General features: G+C 69.9%; 20 protein-coding genes and 1 tRNA gene. 7 read left to right on the top strand and 14 right to left on the bottom strand.

All coding sequences use genetic code 11. From position 1 onward, the window contains the following. Nucleotides 1-53: 53 nt before the first annotated feature. The 11 genes from DK412_RS13020 to DK412_RS12970 all read right to left on the bottom strand — a co-directional run bounded on the left by DK412_RS13020 (nucleotide 54) and on the right by DK412_RS12970 (nucleotide 13,949). A complete protein-coding gene (locus tag DK412_RS13020) occupies nucleotides 54-1,532 on the bottom strand; it encodes an amidase (protein ID WP_109972293.1) in 1,479 nt (492 codons plus the stop codon). 227 nt (nucleotides 1,533-1,759) lie between these two features. Further along, entirely contained in the window at nucleotides 1,760-3,415 is a 1,656-nt protein-coding gene (locus tag DK412_RS13015; protein WP_245447625.1) for an ABC transporter ATP-binding protein, read from the bottom strand. Beyond that, nucleotides 3,412-4,335, bottom strand: a complete 924-nt coding sequence (locus tag DK412_RS13010; RefSeq protein ID WP_109972292.1) for an ABC transporter permease — start codon at nucleotides 4,333-4,335, stop codon at nucleotides 3,412-3,414. Before DK412_RS13010 ends, DK412_RS13015 begins: the two co-directional genes overlap by 4 nt. 10 nt (nucleotides 4,336-4,345) lie before the next feature. Continuing rightward, complete coding sequence (locus tag DK412_RS13005; protein ID WP_109972291.1) at nucleotides 4,346-5,287, bottom strand: ABC transporter permease; 942 nt, start codon at nucleotides 5,285-5,287, stop codon at nucleotides 4,346-4,348. A gap of 4 nt (nucleotides 5,288-5,291) precedes the next feature. Then, on the bottom strand, nucleotides 5,292-6,866 hold the full coding sequence (locus DK412_RS13000; protein WP_109972290.1) for an ABC transporter substrate-binding protein: 1,575 nt from the start codon (nucleotides 6,864-6,866) through the stop codon (nucleotides 5,292-5,294). A 313-nt stretch (nucleotides 6,867-7,179) separates the two neighbouring features. Further along, on the bottom strand, nucleotides 7,180-8,082 hold the full coding sequence (locus DK412_RS12995; RefSeq protein WP_109972289.1) for a LysR substrate-binding domain-containing protein: 903 nt from the start codon (nucleotides 8,080-8,082) through the stop codon (nucleotides 7,180-7,182). 103 nt (nucleotides 8,083-8,185) lie between these two features. Further along, nucleotides 8,186-8,833, bottom strand: coding sequence for an isochorismate family cysteine hydrolase YcaC (gene ycaC, locus DK412_RS12990; RefSeq protein WP_109975238.1), 648 nt, complete (start codon nucleotides 8,831-8,833; stop codon nucleotides 8,186-8,188). A 468-nt stretch (nucleotides 8,834-9,301) separates the two neighbouring features. Further along, nucleotides 9,302-10,759, bottom strand: a complete 1,458-nt coding sequence (locus DK412_RS12985; protein WP_109972288.1) for an aldehyde dehydrogenase family protein — start codon at nucleotides 10,757-10,759, stop codon at nucleotides 9,302-9,304. After that, nucleotides 10,756-12,033 carry an FAD-binding oxidoreductase gene (locus DK412_RS12980; protein WP_109972287.1) on the bottom strand — a complete coding sequence of 426 codons (1,278 nt, stop codon included), beginning with the start codon at nucleotides 12,031-12,033 and terminating at the stop codon, nucleotides 10,756-10,758. Before DK412_RS12980 ends, DK412_RS12985 begins: the two co-directional genes overlap by 4 nt. Before the next feature lie 52 nt (nucleotides 12,034-12,085). Further along, a complete protein-coding gene (locus tag DK412_RS12975) occupies nucleotides 12,086-12,955 on the bottom strand; it encodes a GNAT family N-acetyltransferase (protein WP_109972286.1) in 870 nt (289 codons plus the stop codon). 106 nt (nucleotides 12,956-13,061) lie between these two features. Further along, nucleotides 13,062-13,949: a GNAT family N-acetyltransferase gene (locus DK412_RS12970; RefSeq protein ID WP_348629389.1), complete on the bottom strand. Its 888-nt coding sequence runs from the start codon at nucleotides 13,947-13,949 to the stop codon at nucleotides 13,062-13,064. A gap of 316 nt (nucleotides 13,950-14,265) precedes the next feature. Here DK412_RS12970 and DK412_RS12965 point away from each other — a divergent pair, with 316 nt between their 5' ends. From DK412_RS12965 to DK412_RS12945, 5 genes are all read left to right on the top strand, one after another. Continuing rightward, nucleotides 14,266-14,622, top strand: a complete 357-nt coding sequence (locus DK412_RS12965; protein WP_109972285.1) for a cupin domain-containing protein — start codon at nucleotides 14,266-14,268, stop codon at nucleotides 14,620-14,622. Between the two features lie 1,216 nt (nucleotides 14,623-15,838). Continuing rightward, nucleotides 15,839-17,449 (top strand): ABC transporter substrate-binding protein, encoded by a 1,611-nt coding sequence (locus DK412_RS12960; RefSeq protein ID WP_109972284.1) that lies wholly within the window; start codon nucleotides 15,839-15,841, stop codon nucleotides 17,447-17,449. 74 nt (nucleotides 17,450-17,523) lie between these two features. Next, nucleotides 17,524-18,480 (top strand): ABC transporter permease, encoded by a 957-nt coding sequence (locus DK412_RS12955; protein ID WP_109972283.1) that lies wholly within the window; start codon nucleotides 17,524-17,526, stop codon nucleotides 18,478-18,480. After that, nucleotides 18,477-19,340 (top strand): ABC transporter permease, encoded by an 864-nt coding sequence (locus DK412_RS12950; protein ID WP_109972282.1) that lies wholly within the window; start codon nucleotides 18,477-18,479, stop codon nucleotides 19,338-19,340. The genes DK412_RS12955 and DK412_RS12950 overlap by 4 nt, the downstream gene beginning before the upstream one ends. Then, on the top strand, nucleotides 19,337-20,995 hold the full coding sequence (locus DK412_RS12945; protein ID WP_109972281.1) for an ABC transporter ATP-binding protein: 1,659 nt from the start codon (nucleotides 19,337-19,339) through the stop codon (nucleotides 20,993-20,995). Before DK412_RS12950 ends, DK412_RS12945 begins: the two co-directional genes overlap by 4 nt. A 27-nt stretch (nucleotides 20,996-21,022) precedes the next feature. Here the strand turns inward: DK412_RS12945 and DK412_RS12940 are convergent, their stop codons facing one another. Then, a complete protein-coding gene (locus tag DK412_RS12940; protein WP_093564527.1) occupies nucleotides 21,023-21,499 on the bottom strand; it encodes an Lrp/AsnC family transcriptional regulator in 477 nt (158 codons plus the stop codon). 378 nt (nucleotides 21,500-21,877) lie between these two features. On the opposite strand from DK412_RS12940, the gene DK412_RS12935 reads away from it, so the two are divergent. Beyond that, entirely contained in the window at nucleotides 21,878-22,162 is a 285-nt protein-coding gene (locus DK412_RS12935) for a hypothetical protein (RefSeq protein WP_109972280.1), read from the top strand. Between the two features lie 190 nt (nucleotides 22,163-22,352). Continuing rightward, a tRNA-Ile gene (locus DK412_RS12930) sits at nucleotides 22,353-22,428 on the top strand. A gap of 419 nt (nucleotides 22,429-22,847) precedes the next feature. Here DK412_RS12930 and DK412_RS12925 read toward each other — a convergent pair. Together DK412_RS12925 and DK412_RS12920 are read right to left on the bottom strand one after the other, a co-directional pair. Continuing rightward, on the bottom strand, nucleotides 22,848-23,600 hold the full coding sequence (locus DK412_RS12925; RefSeq protein WP_109972279.1) for an ABC transporter ATP-binding protein: 753 nt from the start codon (nucleotides 23,598-23,600) through the stop codon (nucleotides 22,848-22,850). After that, on the bottom strand, nucleotides 23,597-25,375 hold the full coding sequence (locus DK412_RS12920) for a branched-chain amino acid ABC transporter ATP-binding protein/permease (RefSeq protein WP_109972278.1): 1,779 nt from the start codon (nucleotides 25,373-25,375) through the stop codon (nucleotides 23,597-23,599). The genes DK412_RS12925 and DK412_RS12920 overlap by 4 nt, the downstream gene beginning before the upstream one ends.

Raw genomic sequence — 25,375 nt, 5'->3', positions numbered from 1 at the left:
ATGGCGATGGAGGGTGTCGAGGCCGTCTCGGATCGTACCGACCTTGTGGCCGCTCAGCGTTTCGCCGTCACATGCACCCCCGGCCGCCGGCCGTCGTTCCATTTCCCCCCGATCGCCCGCTCCACCTGCGCGGCGAGCTGGAGCAGCAGCCCGTCCTGCCCCTGGCGCGCCTGGGCCTGGATGCCGAGCGGCAGGCCGTGCTCGTTCCAGGCCAGCGGCATCGACAGGGCCGGAATGCCGCACAGGTTGGCGAGCGGCGTGTAGGCGAAGTTGCGCCACAGGTTCTCGAACCAGTCGTAGACCGACGGGTTGTCGCTGATCGTCAGGTACTCGGTCGTGCCGACGCGTGGCGTCGGCTTCGCGGTGATCGGCGTCAGGATGATGTCCCACTCCTCGAAGAACGCACCGAAGCCCCGGGCGGTGGTGTTGAACGCCGCCTGCATCGCGGTCCGCTCGGCGTAGGTCGCGTGGCGCCCGGCCTCCCAGATCCGGATGTTCATCGGCTCGATCAGGTCCTCCGGCGGACGCTCCAGACCCTTGGCGGCGATGAGCGCGTTGATGGTCTGGGCGAAGTTGGTGATGTAGCAGGTGGTCTGGGCCTCGAAGGCGGCCCGGATGTCGACCGCCGGCAGCGCCCACTCGACATGGTGCCCGAGGCCTTCGAGGAAGCGACCGATCCGCTCCAGCTCGGCGACGTGCTGGGGCACGGCGCGGTAATCGCCCCATTCGTGCGACAGCGCGATGCGCAAGCGGCCGGGATCGCGCTCGATCAGCGTCGCGTAGGGCTCGGGCGCCGTCCAGTACGGCATGAACTCGCCCGGCGCAGCCCCCCTGCAATGGTCGACGAAGGTCGCGGTGTCGCGCACGGTCCGCGACTGGCAGCCCTGGATCGACACGACGCTGGTGAGGTCCGAGCCGTAGGGGGCGATCGAGAACACGCCGCGCGAGGGCTTCAGCCCGAGATTGCCGTTCACCCCGGCCGGGATGCGGATCGAGCCGCCGCCGTCGGTGGCGTGCGCCATCGGCACCACGCCGGCCGCCACCGCGGCGGCCGAGCCGGCCGAGGAGCCGCAGGTGGTGAAATCGAGGTTCCACGGGTTGCGGGTGACGTAGACCGCCGGATTCTCGGCCGAGCTGCACACGCCGAATTCCGGCGTGGTGGTGCGGCCGACGAGATTGAGACCGGCCTGGCGCATCTTCGCCGTGAGATGGCTGTCGCTCGCCGCGCGGTTGCCGCGCATCAGGAGCGAGCCCATCTCCTGAAGTCGGCCCTTCAGGGTCGGGCCGAGATCCTTCATCAGGAACGGCACGCCCGCGAAGGCGCCGTCGAGGTTGGTGCCGGCCTCAGCGGGATCGGCGATCGCGTCGTCGAACAGCTCGACCACGGCGCTCGTCGCCGGGTTCGTCAGCGCCACGCCGGCGGCGGCCTGCGCGGCGAGCTCGGCCGCTGTCACCTCCCCGGCGCGCACCCGCGCGGCGAGCGCGCAGGCATCGTGCTGGGCCCATTCCTCCCACGTCATGGCGAGGGTCATTGGTGTAGTCCTGCTGTGGTTACAGTTACTGTTTCAAGACAAGGCGCGTTCCCCTCTCCCGTGTGGGAGAGGGGTTAGGGGTGAGGGTGCTACGGTTCTGAGTCAGGCACCAAGCGTTGATCTGTCAGCACCACGCTGAGCGGTTCACACTGAACCGTGTCACCCTCACCCCTACCCCTCTCCCACACGGGAGAGGGGATCCCGTGCTCGATCTTTATTCGGTGGCATCAGGCGGAGGCCGCTTCCTGGTGGTGCTCCGCCCCCCGCCCGAACTCCCGCCCCGGCGCCGCCTCGATCAGCGCCCGGGTATAGGCCGCACTCGGTCGGGCGAAGACCTCCCCGGTCGGGCCCTCCTCGACGATCCGGCCACGCTGCATCACGATCAGCCGGTCGCAGATCTGCGCCGCCACCCGCAGATCGTGGGTGATGAACAGGATCGCGAGGTCGAAGCGGCGCTGCACGTCGTCGAGAAGGGCCAGCACCTGGCGCTGCACCGAGACGTCGAGGGCCGAGACCGCCTCGTCGGCGATCAGGATCTCGGGCTCCATCGCGAGGGCCCGGGCGAGCGCGATGCGCTGGCGCTGGCCGCCGGAGAACTGGTGCGGATAGCGGGCGAGGGCCGCAGGGTCGAGGCCGACGAGGCCCATCAGCTCGCGCGCCCGCGCGGTCGCGGCCTCCGGCGTGGCACCGAAATTCACCGGGCCCTCGATGATCGAGGCGCCGACCGTCCGGCGCGGGTTGAGCGAGCGGAACGGATCCTGGAAGACCACCTGGATCTTCTGCCGCAACGGCCTGAGGCGGCGTTCCGGCAGGCGGGCGATGTCGTGGTCGCCGACCATGATCTGCCCGCCGCTCGGGGCGATCAGCCGGGCGATGCAGCGCGCGACCGTGGACTTGCCCGAGCCGGATTCGCCGACGATGCCGACGGTCTCGCCGCGATGAATGCGAAGCGCGACGTCGGCGGCGGCGTGGACCTCACGCGTCTTCTTGAACAGGCCGCCGCTGCGATAGGTCTTGGCGAGGCCGGCGGTCTCGAGCGCCAGCGTCCCGGTCACCGGGGGCCTGGGGGCTGGCGTCATCGTCGGCACCGCGGCGATCAGCATCCTGGTGTAGGCGGCTTGCGGGCTGCCCAGCACCTGCGCCGCCGGCCCCTGCTCGACGATGCGGCCGCGCTGCATCACCACGACCCGGTCGGCGATTTCCGCCACCACGCCGAAATCGTGGGTGATGAACAGGACGCCGGTACCGCGCCGCTCCTGCATCTCGCGGATGAGCCGCAGGATCTGCGCCTGCGTCGTGACGTCGAGCGCCGTCGTCGGCTCGTCGGCGATGAGGAGGGCCGGGTCGAGGATGAGCGCGGCGGCGATCATCACCCGCTGCCGCTGGCCGCCGGAGAGCTGGTGGGGATAGGAGGCGTGCATCCGCTCCGGATCGGGCAGGTGCATCGCCTCCAGCATCGCCAGCACCTTGGCGCGGCGCGCCGAAGGGCCGAGGTCGGTGTGGATGCGCAGCACCTCCTCGATCTGGTCGCCGACGGTCAGCACCGGGTTCAGCGCCGTCATCGGTTCCTGGAAGATCATCGCCATCCGGTCGCCGCGCAGCGCCCGCAGGCGCTGCGGGCTCGCCGTCAGCACGTCCTCTCCGAGCAGACGGATCGCCCCGGCGACGGGCTTCAGGACGCGCGCGAGGAGCCCCATCACCGAGAAGGCGGTGACCGACTTGCCGGAGCCCGATTCGCCGACGACGCAGACGATCTCGCCCGGGGCGACCGTGAAGGAGACGCCGTCGACGGCGCGCAGCCGGTCGCCGCCGCCGGGCAGCGCGATGGCGAGGTTCTCGACCTCGAGGACGGGGGAGGGCGCTTCGCTCATCGGCGCGGTCATCGGCCGGTCATCTTCGGATCGAGGGTGTCGCGCAGGCCGTCGCCGAGCATGTTCACGGCGAGCACCGTCAGGCCGAGAAAGATTCCCGGATACAGGATGTTGTGCGGGTAGACGCGGAACAGGTTGCGGCCCTCCGCCATGATGTTGCCCCAGCTCGGCGTCTCCGGCGGGATGCCGATGCCGAGGAAGGAGAGCACCGCCTCGACCAGGATCGCCGAGGCGGCGATGAAGGTGCCCTGCACGATCAGCGGCGCGATCGTGTTGGGCAGGATGTGGCGCGCCATGAGGAGCGGCAGGCGGGTGCCGGCCATGATCGCGGCCTCGACGTAGGGCTCCTCCCGCACCGAGAGCACGATGGAGCGCACCAGCCGCACCACCCGGGGGATCTCCGGCACCACGATCGCCGCGATGACCGCAGGCAGGCCGGCCCGGAACAGCGAGACGACCGCGATGGCGAGCAGGATGCCGGGGATCGCCATCAGCCCGTCCATCAGCCGCATGATCGGCCCGTCGAGGGGGCGGATGTAGCCGGCGACGAGCCCGAGCAGGAGGCCGATGGCGAGCGAGATGGCCGCCACCGAGACGGCGATCAGCAGCGAGACCCGGGCGCCGTAGAGCACGCGGCTGTAGACGTCGCGCCCGAGGCTGTCGGTGCCCATCCGGTGGCGGAAGGTGCTGGTCGTGCCGTCGTCGGCCCGGATCGTGCGCTCGAAACCCGGCGGGCGGTTGCGGGTGGCCGGGTTGATCGCGGTCGGATCGAGGGTGCCGAGGAACGGGGCGAACGCCCCGATTAAGGCCATCAGCAGCAGGAAGCCGGCGCCGAAGGCCACGACGGGGTTGCGCAGGAGGCGCGCGGCGAGCGACCGGCCGGGCGGCGGGAGCGCGGCCGAGGGCGCCAGCAGGGTCGGCTCGGCACTCATGACAGGCCCCTCAATGACGGATCCTCGGGTCGAACAGGCTGTAGGTCAGGTCGATCAGGAGGTTGATGAGGACGTAGACGCCCGAGAACATGAGGATCAGCGCCTGGATCGTCGGGTAGTCGCGGGCGAGCACCGCATCGACGGTGAGGCGGCCGAGGCCGGGGATGGCGAACACGCTCTCGGTCACCACCACGCCGCCGATGAGGAGCGCGATGCCGATGCCGACGACGGTGACGATCGGCACCGCGGCGTTCTTGAGCGCGTGGCGGAAGAGGATCTTGCGCTCGACCTGGCCCTTGGCCCTGGCGGTGCGGATGTAATCCTCGTTCAGGACCTCGAGCACGCTCGCCCGGGTCATGCGGGCGATGAGCGCGATGTAGACGACCGAGAGCGTCAGCGCCGGCAGGACCAGCCGGTGCAGGTAGCCGCCGAATCCTCCGGAGAGCGGCTGGTAGCCCTGGACCGGGAACCACCCGAGGGTGATCGAGAACACGTAGATCAGCCCGTAGCCGATCACGAAGACCGGCACCGAGAAGCCGAGGACCGAGGCGCCCATCACGATCCGGTCGAGCCAGGAGCCGTGGCGGTAGGCCGCCACGACCCCGAGCGGGATCGCGACGCAGACCGCGATCAGCATCGTGGCGGCGGCGAGCGACAGGGTCGGCTCGATCCGCCCGAGGATCAATTCGCCGATGCTCTTCTTGAAGAAGAACGACTCGCCGAGATTGCCCTGGAGCATATTGCCGATCCAGATCGCGAACTGCGCCGGCAGCGGCTGGTCGAGGCCGAGCTTGTGGCGCACCTGCGCGATCTGCTCGCTCGACGCGTTGTCCCCGGCGATCACCGCCGCCGGGTCGCCGGGCGTGAGCCGCAGCATCAGGAAGACCAGCACCGCGACGATCGCCAGGACCGGGATGGCGGCCAGCAGCCGCCGCAGCACGTAGCCGAGCATCAGACTATTTCTTCTTATCGACGTTCCAGAACACCGGCGCGGCGGCGGTCAGGATGCCGGAGATGTTCTTGCGCGCGGCGATCGGGATGTAGAACTGGCCGAGATGGACGTAAGGAACGACCTCGCGCCAGCGGGTCTGCACGGTCTCGGCGATCGCCTTCTGCTTCGCCGGATCGACCTCGCGGGCGAATTCGTCGCGCAGTTTCTCCATCTCGGCGTCGCAGGGCCAGCCGAACGGTGCCTTCTCGCAGCTCATGTTCATGAAGCTCGCCATCACCGGGTTCAGGATGTCGGCCGAGACCCAGGAGGTGTTCATCAGGTTCCAGCCGCCCTTGTCGGCCGGATCCTTGCGCACCCGGCGTGCCACCACGGTCTGCCAGTCGGACGACTGCATATCGACCTTGAAGCCGCCCTTCTCGAGCAGCTGCTTGGCGACCGGGCCGAGATTGGTCAGGGTCTGCAGGTCGGTCGAGTGCAGGAGGACGATCGGCGTGCCGTCGTAGTTCGCCTCCTTCAGCAGCTGCTTCGACTTGGCGAAGTTCGATTCGAGCAGCCCGTCCATCCCCTTCTCGGTGGCGAGCGGCGAGCCGCAGACGAACAGCGCCTTGCATGTCTTGTAGTAATCGGGGTCGCCCACCACGGCCTGGAGGAAGTCGGTCTGGTTGAGGGCGTAGGTCAGGGCCTGGCGCACCTTCGGGTTGTCGAAGGGCTTGATCAGGTGGTTCGGCCGCATCGCGTATTGCAGGCCGAGGGGATTGTAATCGACGAGCTGGACGCCGGAATCGCCCTTGAGCAGCGGGATCAGGTCGTAGGCCGGCTGCTCGATCAGGTCGATCTCCCCGGCGAGCAGGGCATTCACCGCCTGCTGCTGGTCCGAGATCGCCAGCCACTCGACCCGGTCGAGCTTGACCACCTTGCCGCCGGCGAGGCCCGAGGCCGGCTCCGCGCGCGGCTTGTAGTCCTTGAACTTGGTATAGACGATCTTGTCGCCGGGCTTCCACTCGTCGGTCTTCATCACGAAGGGACCGGAGCCGGTGAAGTCCGAGATCTGCTGGTTCGGGTCGGTCTCGGCGACCCGCTTCGGCATCATGAACGGCACGTTCGAGGACGGCTTGGCGAGGCCGAACAGCAGGAGCCCGGTCGGCGACTTCAGCTTGACGGTGAAGCGCTTCGCGTCGTCGGCGCTCATGCCCTCGACGAAGGTCATCAGCTTCTGGCCGAGGGAATCGCGGGCCGCCCAGCGCTTGATCGAGGCGACGCAATCCTCCGCCGCCACCGGCTTGCCGTCGTGCCATAGCAGGCCGTCGCGCAAGGTGAACGTGTAGGTCAGGTTGTCGGGCGACACGGTGTAGGTGTCGACCATCTGCGGTTTGACCTCGCCCTGTCCGTCGAGTGCGAACAGGGTGTCGTAGATCATGTAGCCGTGGTTGCGGACGATGTAGGCGGTCGTCCAGATCGGGTCGACGATCTTGACGTCCGAATGCATCACCGCCTTGAGCGTCTGCGCCGGCGCGACTCCGGGGGCGAGCAGGGCCGCGGTTGCGGCGACGAGGCCGAGAACGGACCGACGAAACGCCATCAAGTTGTCTCCTCGCAAGGCTCGCCGAAGTCGACGCTGCCATCAGGGGCGGGCGAGGCTGCCCGCGGCGACCGAGCATGCAATCGACAGACCAGCTTGCCGAAAGATGCCGGGAACGACGGATTGTTGTGAAGACGCAAGCTCGACGCAAATATCGGGACAGCAGACGCGGCGCCGCGCAGGTTGTCCCATGAGCAGGACGGCCCATGGTCCGAACTGCCGCGGACCGTCGCAGGATGCGGGAGGTCGGGCGGGCTGACTACGACGAAATCGTGCGAGGCGTGCACCGCTTTTCGTGGCACTTCCCGGGCGGTCAGGCCCTGACTTGGAGCAGTGCGGCCTCCAGGTCGCGACGCAGGCGCTCGGCGGCGAAGCTCGGCTGGCGGTCGGCCGGGACGCAGAGGTCGAGGGAGGTCTCGACCGGCATCGTGTCGGGGAAGGGCACCGCGACCATCGTGCCGGCGGCGATGCCGTCGGCCACGGTGGCGCGGGGCAGCACCCCGAGGGCGCCGGCCTGCACGATGAGCGTGCGCTGGAGGTCGAGGGAGGCGGCCTCGAAGGTCGGCACGATCCGGCACCCGGCCTCTGCCGCCGCCCGGTCGAGATAGGTACGCACGCCGAAATCCGGGCCCGGCAGCACCCAGCGATAGCGCGCGAGCGCGGCCGGAACGGCGCCGCCCTCCCGCGTCACCGGGTGGTCCGGCGGTGCGATGATGAATTGCGGCAGCCGCACCCGCTTGACCACCGCGATCGCGTCGGAGGCCGGGGCGAAGAAGGTGAGGGCGAGGTCGCAGGAGGCGTCCTCGATCGCCCGCACCGCGTCCTTCGCGGTTCCGGTGCGCAGCCGGGCGCGGACATGCGGGTGGCGGGCGGCGAAGGCGGCGAGGACCGGCACCAGGATCGCCGAGGCGACGCCCTCGGCGGCGTGGACGCCGACGAGGCCGCCGCGCAGGCCCTTCAGGTCGTCGATCAGGCGGACGACGTGGTCGAGCTCGTTGATCGTCCGGTCGAGCTTGGCGGCGAGCAGCTCGCCCGCCGCGGTCAGGCGGATGCCGAGGGGACTGCGCTCCAGGAGCGGCGCGTCCATGTAGTATTCGAGCTGCGAGATGTGCCGCGCCAGGACGTTCGGATGGATGTCGAGCTGGGTGGCGGCGTCGCGCAGCGACGTGCAGCGGGTGACGACCGCGAAGTAGTGGAGAGCGACGATCTTCGCCATGCCGGAGAGCCCGTGACCGAGACCGGCCCGCCTCCCCGAAGGATGGGGCGAGCCGGCGCGCAGGCCGCTATGTCACGAAACTCCCGCATCGTCATGGCGTGGCTCAGGCGCCGGGATTCGCGTTCGGGATCGTGCCCCGGAGCGCGGCGTAGCTCGTCATCAGGTTGCGGTAATCCGGGATATGGTCGCCGAGGAGCGTCGCCAGCCCCTCGACGTCCCGGCGCCAGTCGCGGTGCAGTTCGCAGGCGACCGCGAACCAGTTCACCAGCTGCACGCCCGCCGCCGACATCCGGTTCCAGGCGCCGTCGCGCACCACCGGGTTGAAGGTACCGGAGGCGTCGGTGACGGCGAACACCTCGTAGCCCTCCGCGATGGCCGACAGGGCGACGAAGGCGACGCAGACCTCGGTGACGACGCCGGCGATGACCAGCTGCTTGCGGCCGGTCGCCTTCACGGCGGCGACGAAATCGGGGTTGTCCCAGGCGTTGATCTGGCCGGGCCGGGCGATGAACGGCGCGTCCGGGAACTTGGCCTTCAGCTCCGGCATGATCGGGCCGTTCGGGCCTTCCTCGAAGCTCGTGGTGAGGATGGTCGGCAGCCTGAAGTAGGCGGCGAGGTCGGCCACCGCCAGCACGTTGTTCCTGAAGCGGTCGGGGTCGAGGTCGCGCACCAGCGACATCAGGCCGGCCTGGTGATCGACGAGCAGGACGACGGCCTGGTCGAGGTCGAGGCGGGTGTAGGGCTTCGTCATGGTCGTCTCCATCGGGGGCGGCCGGTGCGGCGCCGTTTCGATGGAGGGAGTATGTCTGCGGCGTTTCTGGCTGGAAACAGAAACGATGGAAAACGATCGTTTCCGAAATTGCACCGAACGGGGCGGGTGGTGATTTGGCTCGGCCTTGAGAGTGCCAAGACATCCAACGTCAGAATGGAGTCCAGCCATACGATTCTCGTCAGTCCGTCCCTTTCCCGGACGACTGAAACGAAGTGGAAGGAGATCCGGGATCCAGCACAAAAAGTCGCGAAGCGTCTCTGTGTCTGCAACGATACAGTAGACAGAGCCGCTGCGCGGCACTCTCTCTGCTGGATCCCGGATCTCCTTCCGCTGACGCTGCACTCGTCCGGGAAAAGGGGTCGGCTCCCGAGCAGCCGATATGACGGGGCGACGTGGTGTCGGACCTATCGGAAGCCGTGATCCTCCCGGACCCCGGCCCCGTCCCGGCTAACGGTAGAAACCGAGGATCGCCTTCGTCTCCAGGTACTCCTCCAGGCCCTCGCGGCCGTATTCCCGGCCGTTGCCCGAGCGCTTGTAGCCGCCGAACGGCGCGGCCGGGTCCCAGTCCGGGGCGTTGAGATGGACCTGGCCGGCGCGGATCTGTCCCGCCACCGCCCGCACGTGGTCCAGGTCGGCGCCCTGCACGTGGGCGCCGAGCCCGTAGATCGTGTCGTTGGCGATCTCGACTGCCTCGTCCACGCTGTCGTAGGGCAGGATCGCCAGGACCGGCCCGAAAATCTCCTCCTGGGCGATCGCCATGTCGCGGCGCACCTCGGAGAAGATCGTCGGGCGGGCGAAGAGGCCGGTCGTCAGGCCGTCGGGCCGCCCGGGGCCGCCGGCGACGAGCTTGGCGCCCTCCTCGATGCCGATCCGGATCATCTGCTGGATGCGGTCGAACTGCGCCCGGTTGGCGATGGCGCCGTGGGTCGTCGCCTCGCGCCGCGGATCGCCGACCACGAACGCGGCCACGGCTTGACCCGCCAGGGCCTCGACCTCGGCGAGGCGGGTGCGGGGCACCAGCATCCGGGTCGGCGCGCTGCACGACTGGCCGAGATTGCGCATCGCCGCGGCGACGCCGTGGGGAATGCAGCGGGCGAGATCGGCGTCCGGCAGCACCACGTTCGGCGACTTGCCGCCGAGCTCCTGCGCCACGCGCTTGACGGTGGGGGCCGCGGCCTGCGCCACCAGCACGCCGGCCCGGGTCGAGCCGGTGATCGAGACCATGTCGACTTGCTCGTGGGTCGCCAGCGCCTCGCCGACCACCGGCCCGGTGCCGTTGACGAGGTTGAACACGCCCGCCGGGCAGCCGGCCTCGTGCATCACCTCGGCGAAGAGGAGCGCGCTCAAGGGGGACAGCTCGCTCGGCTTCAGCACCACCGTGCAGCCCGCCGCCAAAGCCGGGCCGACCTTGGCGGTGATCTGGTAGAGCGGCCAGTTCCACGGCGTGATGAGCGCGCAGACGCCGATCGCCTCGCGGGCGATGGCGGTGGTGCCGCGCTGCGACAGGAAGGGGTAGGTCGCCAGCAGGTCGCGGGCGACCCGCAGATGGGCGGCGGCGAGCGGCACCTGCGCCTGGCGCGCGTACGAGATCGGGGCGCCCATCTCGGCGCTCAGCGCCCGGGCGAACAGCTCCAGCCGCTCCATCACCAGCCCGTGGACCCGGTCGAGGAGCGCGGCCCGCTCGGCGGCCCGCGTGCGCGACCAGACCGGGAAGGCCCGCCTGGCGGCGGCGACCGCGTGCGCGACGTCGTCTCGATCGCAGAGCGCGACCTCGGCGATCACCGTCTCGCTCGCCGGGTCGACGACGCCGGCGCGCTCCGTCCCCGCCGGCTCGCGCCACGCTCCGTCGCTGTAGAAGCGGCCGAGGAACCCGGCCTGCATCAGGTGCCGAAGCGGATCGGTCATTGGAAACGGTCCTTGAGGCGGTAATAGGCGCCGATCACCGGCAGGAACCAGGGCGGGCCGAAATGGCCCGGGATCGCCGGCCAGGCGAAGCCGCCCCAGGGATTCAGCTCGGCGCGCCCGTCCATCACCTCGGCCATGATGGTGCCCATCAGGGTCGACATCTGGGTGCCGTGGCCGCTGTAGCCCATCGAGTAGTAGACCCCGTCGCGCTCGCCGGCCCGGGGGAGGCGGTCGCGGGTCATGTCGACCATGCCGCCCCAGCAATAGTCGATCCGCACGTCCTTCAGCTCGGGGAAGACGTCGTGCAGGGCGGCGCGCAGGATCTCGCCGCTCTTCTCGTCCGAGGCCGGGTTCGAGACCGCGAAGCGGGCGCGGCCGCCGAAGAGCAGCCGGTTGTCGGGCGTGGTGCGGAAGTAGTTGACGAGGTTCTTGGTGTCGGTGGCGTTGCGGCGGCGCGGGGTCATCCGGTCGAGCATCGCGACGGGCAGCGGCTCGGTGGCGATCAGGAAGGCGCCGACCGGCACGATGCGCCGGCGCACCCAGCCGAGCGGCCCGGCCTGCGAGATGCCGCTGGCGAGCAGCACCTGACGCGCCCGCACCGTGCCCTTCGGCGTGCCGACGAGGTGGCCGCCGCCCGGTGCGGCCTTCAGGCTGGTCATCGGCGTGCGCTCGTGGACCGCGACGCCGCGCCGGGCGGCGGCCTCGGCGAGTCCCCGGACGAAGCGCCCGACATGCAGGGCCGCGCTCTTGCGGTAGATCAGGCCGCCGTAATAGCGCTGCGACCCGATCTCGGCGGGGAGGTCGGCGCGGCTGACCATCTCGGTGTCCGGATCGACGGTCGCGGCGAGCAGCTCCTGGCTGCGCGCCAGCTTGTCGTAGTGCTCGGGCTTCGCCGCGAGCTTGATCTTGCCGACCCGGGCGAAGCTGCAATCGATCCCTTCCTCCCGCACCAGCCGCTCGACCGTGTCGACCCCGGCATCGAAGGCGCGGTAGAGCGTGTTGGCGGCCTCCTGGCCGAGCTTGCCCGAGAGGGTGGCGTAGTCCTGCGCGAAGCCGTTGTTGCACATGCCGCCGTTGCGGCCGGACGCGGCGCCGCCGATCACGTCGGCCTCCAGCAGGACGACGCGGGCGCCCTTCTTGGCGAGCGCCAGGGCGGCGGAGGACCCGGTCAGGCCGCCGCCGATCACCGCGACGTCGCACGTGCCCTCGACCGGCCCCGTGGCGCCGCCCGTGAACGGGTTCGACGTGTCCAGCCAATAGGATGTGAGCTTCATAGCGGCACCGGGAGATTCGAGGTCGGGAGGGGCGAGGGCTTTTCGCGTCGCGCTAATGGAACGACTGGTTGGCGAGGGCGAAGAGGCGCGCCGGCCCGGCCGGCGGGAGAGCGCCGCGCACCATGGTGAGGGCGTCGCCGACCTGCGGCAGGCCGTTCCCGGTGAGCCACGGCGAGAGCCCGGCCCCCTCCGGGACGTCGATCCGCACGAACTGGCCGTCGAGCCGGGCGAGCGACGCTGCGATCAGGCGGCGCGCCTCGTCCGGGCTGCCGGCGACGACCGGGCCGATCACGTGGCCGCGGCCGAAGGGCCGGGTGATCGCGTAAGCCGCCGGCGCGCCGTCGCGCAGGAGCACCCGGCCCTCGCCGGCTGCGATTAGGCGCTCCAGCAGCGGGCGCCGCGCGAAGCCGGTCGCCGCCCGGTCGAGCGCCGCGATCGCTCCGAGGTCGCCCAGCGCCATCGCCCGCAGGTCCGGATCCGGCGCGGCCGCGCCGCGGTGCCGGTACGGGCCCTGGTGCTGCCGGACGGTGCCGGCCGGCTGAAAGCCGTAGCGCGCGTAGAGCGCGCGGCCCTCGGCGGTCGAGTTGAGGAGCAGGGTCCGGGGGCCGGCCGCGCCGAGCAGCGCCTCCACCAGCCGCGTCCCGTAGCCCCGCCCCTGGGCCGCACCCGCGACGATGATCATGCCGATCGTGGCGTGGTCCGCCTCGTCGGGGAACCAGGCCGCCGTGCCGATCACCGCGCCGTCGCGCTCCAGGGCGAAGCCGCGGCCGACCCGCAGGGCGAAGTCCCAATCCTCGAGCCGGTAGGGCCAGGACATTTCTCGCGATAGCGCGAGCGCGCCGGGCAGGTGCGCGGGCGCGAACGGCACAAGGGCGACTGGGTCGGCCGCGGTCCGGTGGTCCGGGAGGGTTGCGGTGTCCATGGCAGGTTTGTCCCGGTCGATGGGGCGCGCGCGACGCGGCCTCCGCCCGTCGGGGAGGGCGGTCCGCGCCGTGCGCGACGGACTTCGAGGAGTGTATTCGCCCGGTCTAGCTCAGGGCGTGCGCCGCCAGCCCGTAGACGCCGGGGCGCCCGGGCTCGACCGTGGGGAGCGGGGCGCCGCGGGTCAGCGTCCGCACCGTGTCGAACAGGCGCAGGCCCGCCGCCTCGAGGTAGCTGCGCAAGGGTCCCGTCTCCTGCCGGGTGTCGAGGCGGACGAATTGACCGTCGAGGCCGGCGAGCAGGCTGGCGACCAGCGCCGCGGCCTCCTCCTCGCCCTGCGCCACGACCGGGCCGATGACCAGGCCGCGCCCGAACGCCCGGCGCATGGCGTAGCCCACCAGGCGCCCGTCGCACCGCAGGCCGCGGATCTCGGCGGTCCGGGCGAGCTGCGCCATCAGCCGGGGGCGTTCGGCGCCGAAACCGGCCGCGTCGAGCGCCGCGACTTCGTCGAGATCGGCCGGCGCGAGCACCTCGACCGCGTCGGCGAGGCCGGGCAGGGGCGCGGCCGCCGGCGTCGCGTGGCCCTGGCACTGGTAGACGGTGGCCTGCGGCTCGAAGCCGAGCGAGACGTAGAGGCGATAGGCGGCGCGGGTCGAGTTCAGGATCAGCCGGCGCTCGCCGCATTGCCGGAGGATGCGCTCCATCATCCAGCGCCCGCCGCCATGGGTCTGGAGCCGCGGCGAGGTGATGACCATGCCGATCGTCGCGCAATTCTCGCCGTGGGGAAACCACATCGCCGAGCCGAAGACGCGGCCGATCTCGTCGATGGCGGCGACGCCGTGCCCGAGGGCCCGCAGGGCCTCCCAGTCGCCCGGGCGATGCGGCCACTCGACCCCGAGGGACAGGCCGTGGAGCGCTTCCACGTCGACGGTGGCGATGTCCTGCGTGGCGAGTTCGAAGGACTTCAGCCGCATCGTGTTGGGGGGCGTCGTCACCACATCCTCTCCTTGCCGGCCGGCGCCGTGCGGGCGACACGTCGGGCTCGAGGCCCGCGCCGCACCGCCATGGCGCCACCGCTCGCCACACAATGACCCGGACTGCGCCGACAATTCCGCTGGAGATCGGGCGGTCTTCGGAATTTTCGACCGAAGCCTCCCGGTTTACGGCAGGAGCCCCGGGTTCCCGCCGTTAAGCTCGTGCCGGTTCAAGGGGAAGCCGGCTCTGCGCCGCCGGTCTTCCGCGTCGATCCGCTTGCCGCCGGCGACCGGCGCGGCCGCGGATCCCGACACCCTACAAGCCCAGGAGACCGGCATGAGCCTTCTCGTCACCCTCGACACCGATCCGCGCTTTCCCCCCAAGGAGGCCCTGCCGCTGCCCGAGCGCCTGATCGCGGGCTCGCCGGCCTTCAAGACCTGGGCGCAGGACGACACCCGGGACGGGATGATCAAGACCGGCATCTGGGAGGCGACCCCGGGCGAGACCCACTCGATCAAGGGCACCACCTTCGAGTTCTGCCACATCCTCTCCGGCCTGGTCGAGATCGAGGAGACGGGCGGCGAGACCCGGACCTACCGGGCCGGCGACAGCTTCGTGATGAAGCCCGGCTTCGTCGGCATCTGGCGCACGATCGAGACGGTGCGCAAGATCTACGTCTGCGTCTACGAGTGAGCAGGAACTGACGCAGCATATCGTCGGGAATGGGTGAGGCGGCCGGGAGGCCGCCTTTTTCGTGTCTGGCTGGCCGGGGGAAACTTTTCCATTCTTTGCAGGTGCAGGGCTGCCCGGGCGAAATTTTTCCGAAAATCAAGCGCGGGATCCCCGCTCCCGTTTGGGAGAGGGGTGGGGGCGATCGAAGATCGCGCAGGGTGGCTCGGGTGCCGCAATGACCCTGAACCGTAGAGCTGCGCAGCTCTACGGTCCAAGCTTCATCCTGAAGCCGAGCCACCCTCACGCGGGATCTTCGATCCCCCCGGCCCCTCTCCCAAACGGGAGAGGGGAGACGCGCCATCTCCTTTCCCCAGACAGCCCTTTGCAGAGGGGGAAGGGTTCTGGCATGGCGGCTTCAATCGGATGGGAGTGAGCGGCTCAGGGCAGAGGTTGCGACCGCAGCAGATTGTTGCGCATCGCCCCTCGCCCCCGGCATCGCCGGCGCGTCGCCGGGACCAGCGATCCGCGCGGCCCGCCATTCCGACGAGACCGGACATCCCCCGCTCGCCGCGTTCCACAAATGGCTCCGCCCCGGATCCGTAGAGGAACGCCGCCGGCCGGAAGCGGTCGTCCCCGATCCGGCGCTCACGCCAGTCGATGCGGAGCTGCACGCCCCCTCTGTTCTGCCAAAACAAAAACGTCACCTCGCCCTCGACTGCACGACGCCCCGCACCGCCCAAGCTGTAACAGAGCCGGACATGCCGGGTCGTCGCCGGAGCGGCGCGCGGCGACCCGCCGCATAAATTTTGCCGGGACCGAAGATTCGGAATTTTGTGCCGTCCCCCTCCGTCGTTTCGGTGCAAACCGCGAGGCGGATCCGCCACACTGCTTCCATTGAGAGCCGGGCCGGGCCTCGATCCTCCGGAGGGTGAGGGCGCCGGACGGGATCGGATGGCACGGACATTGCGCCATCCGCGGAATTTCACCCGCCGCCGCCCGGATCGCCGGCGGCGTCGGGCGGCCCTCCCGCCGCAGGCGCGGAGCGGCACGATAGGAGCGTCACGGCCCGCGAGACCGGATGTCGCCCGCGTCCCGGGCTCTTGCCAGGGCTCGTGAACTCCCGGTCCGTTCGCGTCCTCGTCACGACCGTCGTCGCGGGATGTGGCCCGCATCGACGCGAAGAGCGTCCCGATCTTTCAAGCCGACGACGGATCACCGTCGCACCAGGAGACTTGCGATGAGCGACAGGATGGCCAACTGGACTCCCGGTGACGACGCGATGGTCGAGACCGCCATCCGGCGCGGCGCCGACCGGCGCGAATTGCTCAGGATGATGCTGGCGGGCGGTGTCGCCCTCTCGGCCGGCACCGCGATTCTCGGCCGCGCCGGCGCGGCGCTCGCCGCCGAGCCGATCAAGGGCGGCCACCTCAAGATCGCGGGCTTCTCGGCCTCGACCGCCGACACCCTCGACCCGGCCAAGGCCTCCAACGCCACCGACTACACCCGCTGCTGCGCCCTCTACAACCGGCTGACCTACATCAACGGCGCCGGCCAGCTGACGATGGAGCTGGCCGACAGCGTCGAGAGCGCCGACGCGAAGACCTGGACCGTCAAGTTGCGCAAGGGCGTGACCTTCCACGACGGCAAGAGCCTGACCGCCAAGGACGTGGTCTACTCGCTGAAGCGCCACCTCGATCCGGCCACCGGCTCGAAGGTCGCCACCATCGCCAAGCAGTTCGCCGACGTCACCGCCGCCGACGACCTGACGGCGACGATCACGCTCACGGCCGCCAATGCCGACCTGCCGACGATCCTGGCCCTGCACCACTTCATGATCGTGGCCGACGGCACCACCGACTTCACCAAGGGCAACGGCACCGGGCCGTTCGTGCTCAAGGAGTTCAAGCCGGGCGTCCGCTCGATCGTCGCCCGCAACACCAACTACTGGAAGTCGTCGGGTCCCTACTTCGACACCTTCGAGTATTTCGCCATTTCGGACGAGTCGGCGCGCCTCAACGCGGTCCTGTCCGGCGACATCCATGTCGGCGCCAATCTCAACCCGCGCTCGCTGCGGATCATCGAGGGCAATCCGGCGATCGCCCCGTTCATCAGCAAGCTCGGCACCTACACCAACCTCAACATCCGCCTCGACCTCGCGCCGGGCGACAAGGCCGGGGTGGTCGAGGGCTTCAAGTCCCTGATCAACCGCCAGGTGATCCAGAAGTCGGTGCTGCGCGGCCTCGCCGAGATCGCCAACGACCAGCCGGTCCCGCCGTGGAGCCCCTACTTCAACGCCGAGCTCAAGCAGCGCGAGTTCGATCCGGAGCGGGCGAAGTCCCTGTTCCAGAAGGCCGGCCTGCTCGGCCCGGAGATCCGCATGGTGGCCTCGGACGCCGCCAGCAGCTCGGCCGACTACGCCGCCGTGCTGCAGCAGGCGGGCGGCAAGATCGGGCTGAACCTCGTCATCGACCGCGTCCCCTCGGACGGCTACTGGTCGAATCACTGGCTCAAGGACGCGGTCGGCTTCGGCAACATCAACGCCCGCCCGACCCCGGACATCATCTTCTCGCAGTTCTACCAGTCGGCGGCGCCGTGGAACGAGAGCCGCTACAAGTCGGAGAGGTTCGACGCGATGCTGCTCGAGGCGAGAGGCGCCCTCGACATGCCCAAGCGCAAGCAGATCTACGGCGAGATGCAGGCGATGGTCGCCAACGAGGCCGGCACCATCATCCCGGCCTTCCAGTCGAACCTCGACGGCGTCTCGCCCAAGCTGAAGGGGCTGGTGGCGAACCCGCTCGGCGGCATGATGGCCTACGGCCTCGCCGAGTACGCCTGGTTCGGGGCGTAACAACCCATGGGTCCCGGGGGCGGTCCGCCGCCCCCGGGACCGCCCTCGTCGTCGCGGCCAGCGCGGGAGCGCCCATGAACACTCTCATCCTCCGCATGATCGCGGGCCGCGTGGTGGTCACGGTGGTGACGCTGCTGATCGTCGCCGTGGTCATCTTCTTCGCGACCGCGCTCCTGCCGGGGGATGTGGTGCAGATCCTGCTCGGCCAGGCGGCGACGCCGGAGGCGGTGAAGGGCCTGCGGACCGCCATGCATCTCGACCAGCCCGCCGCCCTGCGCTTCCTGATCTGGCTGAAGAACCTCGCGACGGGCGATCTCGGTATCTCCTACGTCAACAACATCCCCGTCGCCGAGCAGATCGCCGGCCGGCTGTCGAACTCGCTCAAGCTCGCCGGCGTGACGGCGGCGATCTCGGTGCCGGTCGCGCTGACCTTAGGGGTCACCGCCGCCATCCTGCGCGGCACGCTCGTCGACCGGATCGTCGCGGTCTTCACCATCGCGGTGATCTCCGTGCCGGAATTCATGGTCGCGACCCTCTCGGTGATCGTCTTCGCCGTGTATCTCGGCTGGCTGCCGGCCCTGTCGATGACCGGCGACGTCACGACGATCGGGGGCCTCCTCAAGGCCTATGCGATGCCGGTGCTGACGCTGAGCTTCGTCGTCTCTGCGCAGATGATCCGCATGACGCGGGCCGCCGTGATCGAGACCCTGAACACGCCCTACGTCGAGATGGCCCTGCTCAAGGGCGCCTCGCGTCGCCGCATGGTGCTGCACCACGCCCTGCCGAATGCGCTCGGGCCGATCGTCAATGCGGTGGCGCTCTCCCTGTCCTACCTCTTGGGCGGCGTCATCATCGTCGAGACGATCTTCAACTATCCGGGCATCGCCAAGCTGATGCTCGACGCGGTGTCGACCCGCGACCTGCCGCTGATCCAGGGCTGCGCGATGGTGTTCTGCCTCGCCTACCTGCTGCTGATCACGGTCGCCGACATCGTCACCATCGTCTCCAACCCGAGGCTGCGCCACGCATGAGCGTCTCCCTGTCCAGCACGCGGCCGGCTCGGCGCTGGCGCCTCGGCTACCGGATCAGCCCGGTCGGCGCGGTCGCCTTCCTGGTGATCCTCGCCTGGGCGGCCGTCGCGGTGATCGCGCCGCTGATCGCGCCCCACCCGGTCGGCGAGATCGTCGACTTCGACTTCTTCCAGCCGGTCTCGGGCGCCTACCCGATGGGGACCGACTATCTCGGGCGCGACGTGCTCTCGCGCATCCTGTTCGGCGCCCGCTACACGGTGGGGATCTCGCTGGCCGCGGTCGCGATCGCCTGCTTTTCCGGCGTCACCCTCGGCATGGCGGCGGCGGTGGTCGGCGGGTTCTTCGACGCCGCGCTCAGCCGCTTCCTCGACGCGCTGATCTCGATCCCGAGCAAGATCCTGGCCCTGGTGCTGGTGGCGGCGGTCGGCTCCTCGATCCCGGTCCTGATCCTGACGCTCGCCGTCATCTACATTCCCGGGTCCTACCGCTTCGCCCGGGCGCTCGCCGTCAACGTCAACGCGATGGACTACGTCACCGTGGCGCGGGTGCGCGGCGAGCGGCTCGGCTATCTCATCCGCGCCGAGATCCTGCCGGGCATCGTCGGCCCGGTCCTGGCCGATCTCGGCCTGCGCTTCGTCTTCATCGTGCTGCTTCTCTCCAGCATGTCCTTCCTAGGACTCGGCGTGCAGCCGCCGAACGCCGATTGGGGGGCGCTGGTGAAGGAGAATATCGGCGGCCTGTCCCTCGCCGCGCCGGCGGTGATCTTCCCGCTCATCGCCATCGCCAGCCTGACGATCAGCGTGAACCTGCTCATCGACAACCTGCCCCAGAAGATCCGCGACCGGAGCGAAGACGCATGAGCCGCCTCGTCGAAGTCCGCGACCTGAGGATCGCGGCGCGCACCGATGCGGGCCGCACCGTCGAGATCATCCGCGGCGTCTCGTTCGATATCGACGAGGGCGAGATCGTCGCCCTGATCGGCGAGAGCGGGTCGGGCAAGACCACGATCGCCCTCGACCTGATGGGCTATACCCGCCCCGGCTGCCGGGTCACCGGCGGCACCGTCACCCTCGACGGCGTCGAGATGGGGTCGCTGCCCGAGAGCCGGCGCGCCGCGATGCGCGGGTCGCTGGTCTCCTACGTGCCCCAGAGCGCGGCCGCCGCCTTCAATCCCGCCCACACGATCATGGACCAGGTGGTCGAGGTCGTGCGCATCCACGGCACGATGCCGATCGCCGAGGCCCGCGCCAAGGCGGTCGCGCTGTTCCGGGCGCTCGCGCTCCCCAACCCCGACACGATCGGCGAGCGCTACCCCCATCAGGTCTCGGGCGGCCAATTGCAGCGCCTCTCGGCTGCGATGGCGCTGATCGGAGACCCCAAGCTCGTGATCTTCGACGAGCCGACGACGGCCCTCGACGTCACCACCCAGGTCGAGGTGCTGCGCGCCTTCAAGTCTGTGATGCGCAAGGGCGGTATCGCCGGCGTCTACGTCTCGCACGACCTCGCCGTGGTGGCGCAGATCGCCGACCGGATCATCGTGCTGCGCCACGGCGAGATCCGGGAGGAGGGGCGCACGGCCGACATCCTGGAGCGCCCGCAGCACCCCTATACCCGCGAATTGCTGGCGGCCTTCCGCCCGGCTGCCGCGCCGCGCGCGACTCCCCTCGACCAGGACGAGGCGCCGCTCCTCGTGGTGCGCGACGTGGTGGCCGGCTACGGCAAGCCGGACGAAGAGGGCCTGCCGGCCCTGCGCATCCTCAAGGGCGTCGACCTGACGCTCGCCCGCGGTCGCAACCTCGGCATCGTCGGCGAATCGGGCTGCGGCAAGTCCACCCTCGCCCGGGTGATCGCCGGCATCCTGCCGGCGGCGAAGGGCGAGATCCGGCTCGACGGCCGGATTCTGGCACCCGACTTCCGCAGGCGCCGCCGCGAGGATCTTCGCGATTTGCAGATCGTGTTCCAGTCCGCCGACACCGCGCTCAACCCGCACCAGTCGGTCGGCGAGATTCTGGCCCGGCCGCTCGCCTTCTACCACGGCATGGGCGGTCGCGAGCGCGAGGCGCGGATCGAGCAGTTGCTCGACATGGTGCGGCTGCCCCGGCCCCTGCGCCATCGCCGCCCCGGCGAGCTCTCGGGTGGGCAGAAGCAGCGCATCAACCTCGCCCGTGCCCTCGCGGCGGATGCCCGGCTGATCCTGTGCGACGAGATCACCTCGGCCCTCGACACGGTGGTGGCCGCCGCGATCATCGATCTCCTGAAGGAATTGCAGCGCGAACTGTCGCTGTCCTACCTGTTCATCAGCCACGACATCGAGACCGTGCGGGCGGTCTGCGACGAGGTGGTGGTGATGTACAAGGGCGAGAAGGTCGAACAGCTCCGCCCCGACGTGAATGGCGGACACCCGACGCACGCTTATGCGCGGCTGCTGTTCTCTTCGGTGCCGCAGCTGCGGACCGGCTGGCTCGACGGCCTGACGCAGGATCCCGAGCTCACCCGGGTCTTCGCGCAACGATAACCGCGTCGGGGATCCCGGGCGCGGTCGTCAGAGCCGGAACATCGTGTCGAGCGGCAGGTACGACCGCACGATCGGCGACTTCAGCACGACGAAGCTGAAATACTGCTCGATGCCGATGTCCAGATCGAGCAACCGCTCCATCGTCGTCTGGTACTCGATGACGTCAACGGTGACGAACTTGAGCAGATAGTCGTAGCCGCCGGAGATCAGGTGGCACTCCATCACCGAATCGATCTTCTCGATCGCGGCCAGGAACCGGGCGAAGTCGGCCTGGCGGTGGTTCTTGAGCGTCACCTCGGTGAAGACCGTCAGGGCCTGGCCGAGCTTCGACAGGTTGATCTGCGCCGAGTAGTTCGCGATGTAGCCCTCGCTCTGCAGCTTCTTCACCCGCATCAGGCAGGGGCTCGGCGACAGGTTCACCCGTTCGGCAAGCTCGACATTGGTGATGCGGCCGTTCTTCTGCAGTTCGGAGAGGATTTTCAGGTCGATCCTGTCGAGCTTCATCGGGGTCTGTCTTGTTCGTCGTCGGCGCGGAGGCTCGGAGGAGGCTTGGAGGAGTTTTGCCGCTTTTGCCACGCCCCGCAATCGAGCGATCGGGCCTTTGGCCGGCACATTCCCCTCCGGTTTCGCGCGCGACGGCATGAAATGCCACCGGGCCGCCGCAGTGGCGTTCCGGCCGGTGCCGGCGCGGGCAGGGCGAGGACGGCGAGGCGCGCGGCTACGCACGCGAATTCCGGTTCGGCGTGCCAGACAATACAGCGATGTCCTTCAATCTGATGACGCGACCGGACTCGAATCGGCAGATAGATGCTGCCCGATCGGCCGCGTAGACCACGCAGTCTTTCGGCATACAGACAATAACCGGGATCCCGGGAGGGAGAGATGCGCTTGTTCGCTGCGCCGTTCGCGGCCTTGTTGATCGCCGGCTCTCTGGTGCCCGCAGCGGCACGCTGCCCGCTGTACCTGCCGATGCGCGTCGGCCCGACCACCGGCAACCCGGAGAAGGACACGGTCGGGCTGTTCTGCGCCCAGCCCGAGGCCGCTCTGCCCGCCGCACCCCGATCCGGCAGCCGCCCCTTGGCGCATGTGGGCGCGGCGATGGGAGACGCGGAGAAGGACACGATGGGATTCACGTCGTCGCCGGGCATGGAGCAGGCCGCGCGCTGACGCCTCGTCCAGGGCGAGAGTCGTGATCGGCCGGCGTCGCGCCGCTGCGGCATCGGACCTGCGCAAGGAACCTGGCAAAGTGGGCTTGGCAAAGGGCTTGCCGACGCCGTGGTCCCCAGGTACCTACGGGCAGGTCTTGCGTCGCCGTCTCTGCCGCGGAAGCGCCCGGGGACATAGGGACGAGGACCGAGGGCCTGTAGCTCAATGGTTAGAGCCGACCGCTCATAACGGTCTGGTTGTAGGTTCGAGTCCTACCGGGCCCACCAAGACACTCGACGGCTGATTTTCTGCAATATAATTCCACGGCGGGTGCGTCGAACCCGAGCTGTGCTGCGATGTGGCACGAACAGGCTCCATGTTGGGCCTTTTCTCTTAGCTTGCGCAGGATTGAAGCCCTCAGGGTCATTCCGGGGCCGCGCAGCTGAGCCCGGGGTGCCGCGCGCCCAGAACCGCAGAGGGTTCAGAATAAGGCGGCGCTCGTTCCGCTTCATCCTTCAGCATCAGCGTTTCTGGAGTCCGGGCTCCACTGCGCGGCCCCGGAATGACCCTGAGGATATTGAGCCTGTCAGGCGAGCCGAAACGGGCTCCGGCGCAAATCGAGCCGCCAGCCAGTCTACCCTCAACGATAGCGCGACCGCGACCATGGGCAGAGCCCGGCCCGGCACCCCAGGCGAAAATCCCCGTTTCAACGCCCGGCGGCGACGCGGCTCGGCGGCTCGTCGACCGAGAGGCTGCCGAGATAGGTCTCGACCACCCGGGCATCGCCCTGCAGCGTGCCGCTGTCGCCCTGGAGCACCACGCTGCCGCCGTCGAGGACGTAGCCGTAATCGGCGATCTGGAGCGCCGCGCGGGCATTCTGCTCGACCAGGAGGATCGCCACCCCCTCGTCGCGCAGGCGCGCCACCGTGCGCATCACCTCCGCGACGATGAGCGGCGCGAGGCCGAGGCTCGGCTCGTCGAGCATCAGGAGGCGTGGGCGGCCCATCAGGGCGCGGGCCATGGCGAGCATCTGGCGCTCGCCCCCCGACAGCGTGCCGGCGTGCTGGCGCCGGCGCTCGGCGAGGCGGGGGAAGAGGCGGTACATCTCGTCCAAGTCGCCGCCCCCGCCGGTCGCGCGGAACCGGAAGGCGCCGAGCTTCAGGTTGTCCTCGACGCTCATGGTCGAGAACAGCTCGCGGCGCTCGGGGATCAGGCTCAGGCCCTGCGCCACTCGCGCCTCGACCGGCAGCCGCGTCAGGTCGCGCCCCTCGAAGAGGAGGCGGCCGCGGGCCGGCAGCACCCCCATCAGGGCGTTGAGCAGCGTCGTCTTGCCGGCGCCGTTGGCGCCCAGCACCGTGACGAGCCGCCCGGGCTCGACCGTCAGCGACACGCCGCGCACCGCCTCGACCTTGCCGTAGGCGACGGAGAGGTTGTCCGCCTCGAGCATTGCTTGCGTCATGCGGCGCTCCCCAGATAGGCCTCGACCACGGCGGGGTCGCGGCGCACGGTCGCCGGCGCGCCCTCGCTCAGCTTGGCGCCGAAATTCATCACCACCAGCCGGTCGGCGAGCCCCATCACGAAATCCATGTCGTGCTCGACGAGGAGAATGCCCAACCCCTCCTGGCGCAGGCGGCGCAGGAGGTCGCCGAGCGCCTGCTTCTCCTGGTGGCGCAGGCCCGCGGCCGGCTCGTCGAGGAGGAGAAGCTGAGGCCCGAGGCAGAGCGCCCGGGCGATCTCGACGATGCGCTGCTGGCCGAGCGCCAGGCTCCCGGCCGGCAGGTCGCGGCAGGCGGCGAGACCCACCCGGGCGAGCTGGCGGTCGGCCTCGGCGAAGAGCGCCGCCTCCTCCGCCGCGTCGAGGCCGAGCGCGCCGCGGACCGGCCCGGCCGAGCCGCGCAGATGGGCGCCGAGCGCCACGTTCTCGATCACCGACATGCCGGCGACGAGCTTGACGTGCTGGAAGGTGCGGGCGCAGCCGAGCCGGGCGATGCGCCGGGCCGGGAGGCCCGCGACGTCGCGGCCGGCGAACCGCACGGCGCCGGCGGTGAGGCGCGCCACGCCGGTGACGAGGTTGAAGGTGGTGCTCTTGCCGGCACCGTTCGGCCCGATCAGCGCCACCACCTCGCCGGCCGCGACCTGGAAGCCGATGTCGTTGACGGCGACGAGGCCGCCGAAGGTCTTTTTGAGGTTGGCGGCCTCCAGCAGCACCGTGCCGGGGGCGGCGGCCGGGCGGGGTGGCAAGGTCTCGGTCACCGGGCCGCGATCGGGCGGCGCCGCGACGGAGCGCCGGACGAGCAGCGGCCACAGCCCGTCGGGGGCGCGCTGGAGCATCAGCACCAGCAGGATCCCGAACACGATCGCCTCGAAGTTGCCCTGCGCGCCGAAGACCAGCGGCAGCACGTTCTGGAGCTGGTCCTTCAGCACCGTCACCAGCACCGCGCCGAAGACGCCGCCGCCGATCGAGCCGGCACCGCCGATCACCGCCATCAGCAGGTACTCGATGCCGGCATTGATGCCGAACGGCGTCGGGTTGATGGCGCGCTGGATGTGGGCGTAGAGCCAGCCCGACAGGGCCGCCAGCAGGCCTGCGTAGACGAAGGCGACGATCTTCACCCGCGCCGTGTCGACCCCGAAGGATTCCGCCGCCACGACGCCCCCTTTGAGCGCCCGGATCGCCCGGCCGGTGCGCGAGCGTAAGAGGCGGTGGGTGAGCCACAGGCAGAGGCCCAAGCATCCCCAGGTCAGCAGCAGGGCTTCGCCGCCGCCGAGGATCGGATGGCCGAGAATCGCGATGGGCGGCAGGCCGGTGAGGCCGTCGTAGCGGCCGAGCGCGTCGGTGTTGCCGAGCACGTAGAAGAACGAGATGTTCCAGGCGATCGTGCCGAGCGGCAGGTAATGGCCCGAGAGCCGGAGCGTGATCGCGCCGATCACCCAGGCGGCGGCGGCCGACAGGAGCAGCGCCACCGGCAGGGACAGCCAGGGCGACAGCCCGCCTTGCGTGGTGAGAAGGGCGGTGGCGTAGGCGCTGATGCCGACGAACATCGCCTGCCCGAAGGAGGTGATGCCGGCGACGCCCGTCAGAACCACGAGCCCGGTGACCACGATGGCCGAGAGGCCCGCATAGGTCAGCAGCGTGAGCCAGAACGGCGGCACGCCGGGCAGGAACGGCAGGGCGACGACGACGAGCGCGGCGAGGCCGGCCAGGAAGGTGGTGGGCGTGAGGCGGGCGGGCAT

The sequence above is a fragment of the Methylobacterium sp. 17Sr1-1 genome, from assembly GCF_003173775.1.
Taxonomy (GTDB): domain Bacteria; phylum Pseudomonadota; class Alphaproteobacteria; order Rhizobiales; family Beijerinckiaceae; genus Methylobacterium.
This window is presented reverse-complemented; position numbering and strand designations above follow the sequence as displayed.